This window comes from Bacillus sp. 05T31 (assembly GCF_056396725.1).
Genome location: NZ_JBFTMA010000146.1, coordinates 1 through 7994 on the forward strand (window position 1 = coordinate 1; position 7994 = coordinate 7994).

Below are 7994 nucleotides of genomic sequence, written 5' to 3' on the forward strand. Positions count from 1 at the left end.
AATATGGATGATTCAGAATATTGATTTATATTAAGGGTGAAGGGGGAGTAGATTAGGATGAAAAAGCAAAGATTTTTAAAAAAACTATTAAGAAAAACCTTTTATATTGAACTAGATGATTCTCTTCATTATCCATCTTCTAAAACAATTTGTTCAGCTGTTGAAACCTATGCTATACAGTCTAAGGAGAAATTAAGTTTTGAAAGTAAAACAAAACCGATTACTTTTTATTTAGAAGATACATTGTATAGTGCAGATGTACGAATGGCTCGTGGAGGATATTATATATTTTGTCGAGAAGTATAGAGGGCTTGAGTTAATATGATTCTCTGTATTGGTTAAGCAAAATAAACAGACTAATTAGTACTAGTATCTAGGATTTATTTAGGGCTAGTACCACCAGTAACTTAATATTTTGAAGTATCCCCAAAACGATAAGAATGAACTTCTTTCTATAAATGACACAAATTTTTCGTTTTGGGGGCATTATAAAATTTAAACTTGATAGCGATGGGGTTCTACCACATACCCATCAAGCTAAGAAAAGCAAATACCCCCAAACGAGAAAATTGACATTGATCAAACAAAAGCGTTAGATGATTTTCGAATAAAGTTTAGGTAACAATAGGAGTATGTGGGGTAGCGTCACATGCCCATCAACTTAAAAATATTAACTACCCTCAAGAGTAAAAAATGCCATCCTTTCCTATGATTCTACAGAAAGAATAGCGTATTTTTTTATTTTAGGGGGCATTTCTTTTTATTAGCTTTAAGCGATGTGGTGCTTTCCCTATGTATGTAAACTGTAACTTCATCCACCTTTATTAATATTATTATATATACATTCATTAATTAATATATCGATGTCTTGACTTAAATACAAAACTTGCTTATGGGTAAACCCATACTTCTCTACAAGTTTAATTAGTTCTTGTTTCTTTGATTCAATTAGTTTTTGTAAATCTCTCATCTCCATCTCTTTAAAAACTCCTTTAATACTATTTAGCAGTTAAATTATAGTATAAATATAAAAATAAGGGRACTGGTAATTTTGGTAATTGAGATTTAAGGYGGAATTATATATGTAATAATCTATATATRCAGAATTRMATTTAAAATCTTCTATATTGATGTTATACTAAGATTAATCGAGAAGCATCTAATTAATTATGATTAATCACTACATTTTCTTAAATAGCATGTCAACGTAYAAAAAGACACTTTAAATAGTGTCTTTTTRTACGTTTTGACCCCTAATACTAGGGTAGAACTAACACATAGTTATAAACTGTATAGAATGGGGTTTGTGTAGTAATGGAACAGAAACGGCAATAACATACCAAACCCCTTTATATCATCTATTTTTCTTCCATTTTTATCAATGGACGTAAAGCTCCGTTTTCAATTTCTTCTGGTAAGTGAAAGGAATACCTTCCTACAATATTTATATGTTCATGTCCTACTGGAGAGAGCCTTTGTATGTCCTCTGTATCAATTTTTATATCATTTTCCTGTATGGCATCAAGAGCGGCTGTCATATATCGAGTATTCCATACGACAATTGCATTGACAACAAGTCCTAACGCTCCCAACTGGTCTTCTTGCCCTTCGCGATAACTTTGATATAAAATCCCCTTCTTTCCATACATCAATGCCCTTGCCAAACTATGACGAGATTCACCACGATTTAATTGTGTTAAGATTTTTCGTCGATATGCTGGATCTGTAATGAAAAGAAGATTATGTTGAGTTTTAAAGATTCTTCCGAATTCACCAATTGCCCTACCTAACATAGTCGGTTTTCCTCCGCGTTGTAAAGTTTGAATTAACTGTGTTGGATTTACTGTTCCCAATTGAAGAGAACCAGCAATCCTCATAAAATCATCCCAATAACGAACAATTAAATCTGTACGAATTTTATGTCTTGAAATCGTATTTAAATCACCGTAATCAGCATTCTCATCCATTCTCCAAAATCTTGATGAACCGATATCTGCTATTCTTGGGCTAAACTGATATCCTAAAAGGGCAAACAAACCAAATATAATATCACTATATCCAGCGGTATCTGTCATAATTTCCTTTGGTTGTACTTCAGTAGATTGTTCTAAAACAAGCTCTAATAGTCGTAATGAATCTCTGATTGTACCGGGAATAACAATGCCATGTAAGCCAGTAAATTGGTCACTTGTATAATTATAATAAGTCACACCACGTCCCACCCCAAAATACTTTGGATTTGGACCTGAATGTGCCGCCTTGTCATGTGTAACAAACCGAAGACCATCCGCTGAAGCTACTTCGCCAGATCCTAGTATTTGGGTTAGTCCCATTTTTGAATGATAGGAGACCAAAGTATTATTAGCCTTTGTAATTGTTTCAGCACGAAAATAGTTTTGTTCTACCCATGTCAGTCGATCATATTCGAGCGCGGGTACCCCGGCTTGTGTCACAGGTTCAAGTCCTATGTTACAAGCTTGAGAAATAAGAACAGCACACATACTGATAGAGAGGTCTTTTACTCTAGAATTCCCTTCACTGATATGAGTAAAAGCATCCAGAAAAGGAATCCATTGATGTAATTCAAGAATAAGCTCCGGTAAATCTGTATGTGGCATAAGGGAATGCACTTGTTTTCTCAGTTTTTATAATGATTTTGGCTCTTCCAATTTGTCTAAAGGAGAAAGAATAATTCTATTGTTTGCTATACGAATATCTTTATTTCCCTCCAGATTCTTTTGAACCTTTCGATACGTTTCATCTAATTTTATTGCTAGATCTTGTAGGGTTTGTTTTGCGGATGAAGACCATCCAAGTGTTCTTAATATATGGGGTTTGATGGATTCCCAATCTTCGCCTTGTAGTAGTTGAGCTCTAGGGTCACAATACCTTTCACTGGGATCCGTAAAGATATCATGCCTTTTTAATGATTCAATAAATTGTTCAATTGTCCAAAATGTATACGCACATCGGTCTATTCGATGGTTTGGAGTGCTATTGCCGTTTTTGTTCCGTTACTTCCAAACCCCTATTTTAAAATTTTAAGTTGATGGGTATGTATGGTGCCCCTAAGAAGCTTTGAATTTCTTGAGCAAATAGTTGCAATTCATCAGATACAGAAATAGACATACAAAAACGCCATCCTTTCTTATGATTCTACAGAAAGAATAGCGTATTTTTTCATTTTAGGGGGGATTTGTTTTATTAGCTCGATAGCGATGGGGCGGTACCCCAATGTAAAACGAATGGTAAAGCTAGTCGAGCAAAAGTAGTCCTCCCTGGGATGAGGAACGAGCTACCTTTTAGTATTCTCGATTACATTTCCAAATTGAATCTCTCTTTTATTCGAGTTAGAGCTGCTCAAGTAGTCTTCGGCATATTTAAATAAATCAACAAAGCTTATGACTGAGACAAAATTCCTTTAACAAACAATGAGATACTGTGCTTGTAGAACTCTTCCTCGGTGACGAGCTGGGACTGATATTGCCGATGAATCAGCTCGCTCATCTGAAATCCGTAGCACATCGAGAGAAAAGACATGGCGGCAAGACGCTCATCCTGTCTGGCTATAACTTTTTTCTTCTGTAGGCGTTCAAAATATTCAACCAGCAAGGAGTGCAKCTTCACCGGTGGATCAGCCAGCACTCTGTCCAATTCGGGAAGCATTCCTTTGTCGCGGATGCCAATCAAAATGATGTCCGCATTTTGATGGAAAAACAAACGGTACTGCTGGCTTACATTCAGCAAATCGACTTCCGGATTATCGGTCGCGTCCTCTTTTAACAGCTTCTCAAACTGCGGGATATCCGAATGTCTTTCAATGATGGCTTCCAATATGCCTTGCTTGCTTCCAAATTGCCGAAAAATCGTAGATTCATTGACTTTAGCTTCCGTTGCAATGGCTTTGGTGCTTACCCCCCGATAGCCCTTCTTTTTGATGAGCCGTGTCGCAGCTTCAATGATTCTGTCTGAAGTATGCATTACATTTCTCCTTTTTCATTTGTTAAACCTATTCTACTACAAGTTTTGTATATGCAACAGGGGCGGGGTTCACCATTTTCATATACGTTTATTTAAGGCAAATCGCTTCTTTTTTCCCAGCGGCTTGGTTCCGTAATCTTAACATAATCAGGCACAAATTGCGTGAGCGTGCCTAATTTATCGAATGTAATCTGGATTCGGTCAGAGGGCAACAGCCATTGTTCGGTCTCGATTGCGCAGCAATCTGGTATCGTCCCCATTCCTATAATCGTGCCCGGGAGCGGCGTGAAAACTTTGAGAACCTCCTCCATGACTTTTGCAGGGTGTGCAGAATACTCGGATGTGCTTCCCTTCCAGTGTAGTCTCTCCCCGATGCGTACATCCACATCCAGTGCTAGTGGATTGTCGATTTCATCCGGTGTAACCAGAAAAGGTCCTATTCCTTTGCTGCGATCGAAATCTTTGCAGCGCGTCGGTCCGGTCATCGCCTGGAAATCCGGCCACTGGATATCGCGGACAGTACTGTCGTTAAAAATAACATAACCTGCAATGCAGTTCCCCTTCCCTGTAACAAAGGCCAGTTCCGGCTCGATATCCAGGTAGGAAGAGTACGAAGGCCAATGAATCGTATCCCCATCGCCAATTAATGCATTATGGTTACACTTGTAATAATTGAAAGTTACTTTATTCGGATCTTCCTGGAATTTTTCAGCAATTTTTCGTTTAAGATCTTCTCTTTCAGGCCCTGTGTATTCTCTTTGCAGCAGATTTACGCCAGCATTTCTCAGATGTCTTGGCGTCAGTCCAAAATCGATAAGCGCCGCCGGATTTGGAACCGGCGGCAGCAGTTTTACCGCTGCAATCGGGCAGATTTCATTTTCATTGAATTGATGTGACTGTTCGACAGCATATTGCATCAATTCCTTAGCGGCATCATAACTTGCCGGCAAATAATGAAGATAGCTGTCCATACTTTCAAGACTGTTAACGAATGTCCCCTGCTTTTTCATGATTGCGGCAAAAGACACGACAAATTTCTCGTTAATTACAAGCCCAAACAAAGGTTCCTGGGATGTCTTAGTTTGAAATGTTACTAGCTTCATGTTGCAACGCCTCCATCCATGTAGTGTGATGTTGTTCTGTTACTATTATAAAGCTTAGAGTGAATGCATGCAAGTGCTTGCTTGTATTCCTGTTTTCCATTCTCTATAATAAAGGCATAGTCAGTATGCCTTACCCCAAAAACATATACGTAAAGGAGAATTTTCATGAAGTATGGACGTATTATCCAAAAACCTCGCGTTAAATTTTTTGAAGTCGCAGATGGCGTCTTTGCCGGTATTTCGCCGTATCGCGGCATCAGTTGGGCCAATGCCGGGTTCATCAACAAGGGTGAAGGGCTGGTGTATGACACGTTCTTCGATTTGTTCCATGCGCGGGAAATGCGGGAGGCTTTTAAAGAAGTAAGCAACGGCGGCTCTCCCGCATATGTGGTGAACTCGCACTATAACAGTGACCATGCTTGGGGAAACAAAGTGTTTGAAGATGCTTGCATTATTATGCACAAGGAAGCGTCCAGAGAGCGTCTCACCGAAAATATCGCCTGGATGGACAGCCTCATCAGAAGAGGAAAGGATTCTCCGGAATCGACTTCGGGCGAGAGGTTTTTTGCAGCGGAATTTGAAGGGTTCGACCTGGAAGGCGTTGAATGGGTGCTCCCGAATATTGAGATAAAGGACGATATCAACATCCGTCTTGGCGACACGGAAGTTATGATTTACAACGTAGCTCCGGCCCACTCTGACAGTGATTTGCTACTGTGGATGCCAAAAGAAAAAGTGCTGTTCGCCGGTGATGTCGTGTTTAACGGTTGTACGGCATACAGCGAAGAGGGAACCCTCAACTGGGTTAAAGTACTTGATCGCATTATTGATGAAATTAAACCCGAAATCGTTGTTCCAGGACATGGCGCTATCTGCGGCCTGGACTTTGTGAAGGAGCAGAGAGACTACCTCCTGAACCTGATTAGCGAGTTTAACAAGCATTACAATGACGAAATTGATTCCTTGTCCCTGACCAAGCAAATTGATATTTCCCGCTTCCTTCATTGGATTCAGCCAGAACGCTTGTATGTTACAGTGGATATCCTATTGAAAAGCAAACGAGGGTTACCACCCCTTCCAACTTGGAACGAGGTGCCTGCTAAGCTGGAAGACATGAAAGATTTTTTGGCCGGAAAATATGGCGATCAGATCAAGCCATGGGACCCTATGAGTGTTTGGCAAGAATAGTGCAAGTCCTTATTAAGTGATGGTTGTCAGAGAATGCGGATTAACGATGTGGAAGAAGAGCAAGTACGTGTCAGATCATAAGGGCTCAGAGAGTCGATGGTTGCTGTGAATCGATGGCTTCTGAGTGTGGCTTTGAAATAAAGCCACGATGTTTACAATAAAGTCGCGACGTTTGTAAAAAAGATGCGAAGAAAGTAGTTTAAAAGATGGAGTGAAACTGGTTTTTCATTCCATCTTTAATTATTTCTTTGTATAAGGGGTCCTGCCGCATGCCCATCAACTTAAGAAWACAAATCAGCCCCAAAACGAAAAAATGAGCTTTTTTATTACAAATTAGCAYAAAATCTYGTTCTGGGGATAGYTRTATTTTCTTAGCTTRATAGCGATGGGGTCCTGCCAATATAACAAGAATTTCGTACGCCAAGGAATTATTAGGTATATTTTTTTAATATATCCATTTTAAAAATAAGTTATACAAATAATCTGTTATACTCACATGTACCCTAGCTGATATAACGTATAAGGCAGCTATTGGCTAATCAAGTGTACATATTTGCTTATGACGCAATAGATGTTTAACCAAGAAGAAAAGCATTAGAGGAAACAAGAAATTGAATAATAAGATATCTTGCAATATATTTCTCTTTGTAAAAAGATAAGATCCTACTCTCCGATCTTATCTTTTTTATTTGTAAATTTGCAATAGGGCTACCGCCATATGCCCCTTTTCATGATTAGTTGGTTTTACTTTTAATACTCTCAGTTGCTTTTTTAAATAGTTTCATTGCCTGTTCTGCTTTGTTTTCTGCCTGTTCCAACTTATTATCATTTTGTTCTTCTAATGCCTCTGAGAGTAACTGCAGAGCATTCCAGTAATTATCCATTGCCTGTTTTATCTTTTTTTGTTCAACTTCTAACCCTTTAGGTGCCTCAAGGTATTTGATGTCTCTTACGTGTGTTTTGGCCATATCCAAACTCAATTGGATTTCACTTTTCTTTGACTCATAATCCTTTATATCCGAATGCCCTATATCTTGTATCAGTCTCATAACTTCATCCATCTTATTTGTATTTTCTACGATGGCTGCTTTGTATTTATCAACTTCTGAACCACTAACTTTGTCATTTAAATCTTCCTCACGATGACCCTCTTTGGCATGTTTCTGGTTCTCTTCCTTTACCTTTTGCTCTACATCAGGGTATTTCTCGTTTATCCCATTAAATACTGTCTCCCATTTAGAAACACCATCATCTATCCCAAACATACCGTTTTGTATGCTTTCTTTTGCTTTATCCTTATCATATTCACCATCATACTTACGGGCATCATACTGTCTAACTGCATCTTCTACTTTTATTAGGTGTTTTCTAATCTMTTCTACCCCTTCTTGTATTAAAAATTGGTAGTCTTCATACTTTTTAGGTGGTTTGATTTTTTCAAAACGGTTTATGTCCAAACTAATGTGACTAATTAAGGCATCTATCTCACCTATGTAGACACCCTCTTCTGTAAATAATTCATCAGTTTTCTTTTCTAGTTTTTTTAAATGATACTGGAATTCTAAGTGTAGTTCAGTCAAACGATAAGGGTAATCTTCTTCAGATACCTTTACCTTCTTTTCACCTTCTGTGTCTGATACATTTGATTTACTTTCTTTACTACTTGATTCGTCTTCCTTACTTCCCTTTTCATACTCAATTCTAGACAATGCGTTTCTTAGT

Annotated in this window: 6 protein-coding genes and 1 pseudogene; 2 read left to right on the forward strand and 5 right to left on the reverse strand. The window is 38.3% G+C overall.

Translation table 11 applies throughout. The features are described 5' to 3' along the window. The first annotated feature begins 57 nt into the window (after window positions 1-57). A complete protein-coding gene (locus AC1DJR_RS11595; RefSeq protein ID WP_227496015.1) occupies window positions 58-306 on the forward strand; it encodes a DUF4318 domain-containing protein in 249 nt (82 codons plus the stop codon). Between the two features lie 505 nt (window positions 307-811). On the opposite strand, the gene AC1DJR_RS11600 is transcribed toward AC1DJR_RS11595, so the two are convergent. The 4 genes and pseudogenes from AC1DJR_RS11600 to AC1DJR_RS11615 form a co-directional block, all read right to left on the reverse strand. Continuing rightward, window positions 812-976: an aspartyl-phosphate phosphatase Spo0E family protein gene (locus AC1DJR_RS11600; protein ID WP_404493510.1), complete on the reverse strand. Its 165-nt coding sequence runs from the start codon at window positions 974-976 to the stop codon at window positions 812-814. A 382-nt stretch (window positions 977-1358) separates the two neighbouring features. Beyond that, window positions 1359-2987: pseudogene (locus tag AC1DJR_RS11605) on the reverse strand (Tn3 family transposase); the annotation flags it as partial. Between the two features lie 412 nt (window positions 2988-3399). After that, window positions 3400-3981: a TetR/AcrR family transcriptional regulator gene (locus AC1DJR_RS11610; RefSeq protein ID WP_477002658.1), complete on the reverse strand. Its 582-nt coding sequence runs from the start codon at window positions 3979-3981 to the stop codon at window positions 3400-3402. 92 nt (window positions 3982-4073) lie between these two features. Further along, window positions 4074-5084: a fumarylacetoacetate hydrolase family protein gene (locus AC1DJR_RS11615; RefSeq protein WP_088047608.1), complete on the reverse strand. Its 1011-nt coding sequence runs from the start codon at window positions 5082-5084 to the stop codon at window positions 4074-4076. A 165-nt stretch (window positions 5085-5249) separates the two neighbouring features. Here AC1DJR_RS11615 and AC1DJR_RS11620 point away from each other — a divergent pair, with 165 nt between their 5' ends. Then, entirely contained in the window at window positions 5250-6272 is a 1023-nt protein-coding gene (locus AC1DJR_RS11620; protein ID WP_098202288.1) for an MBL fold metallo-hydrolase, read from the forward strand. Window positions 6273-7006: 734 nt separating this feature from the next. Here the strand turns inward: AC1DJR_RS11620 and AC1DJR_RS11625 are convergent. Then, window positions 7007-7994, reverse strand: a 988-nt coding sequence (locus AC1DJR_RS11625) for a DUF7018 domain-containing (lipo)protein (RefSeq protein ID WP_477002659.1), incomplete at its 5' end; no start/stop codon positions are given.

Coding starts and splice junctions, on each gene's coding strand:
- AC1DJR_RS11595 (WP_227496015.1), top strand. CDS start 58: ATGAAAAAGCAAAGATTTTTAAAAAAACTATTAAGAAAAACCTTTTAT.
- AC1DJR_RS11600 (WP_404493510.1), bottom strand. CDS start 976: ATGGAGATGAGAGATTTACAAAAACTAATTGAATCAAAGAAACAAGAA.
- AC1DJR_RS11615 (WP_088047608.1), bottom strand. CDS start 5,084: ATGAAGCTAGTAACATTTCAAACTAAGACATCCCAGGAACCTTTGTTT.
- AC1DJR_RS11620 (WP_098202288.1), top strand. CDS start 5,250: ATGAAGTATGGACGTATTATCCAAAAACCTCGCGTTAAATTTTTTGAA.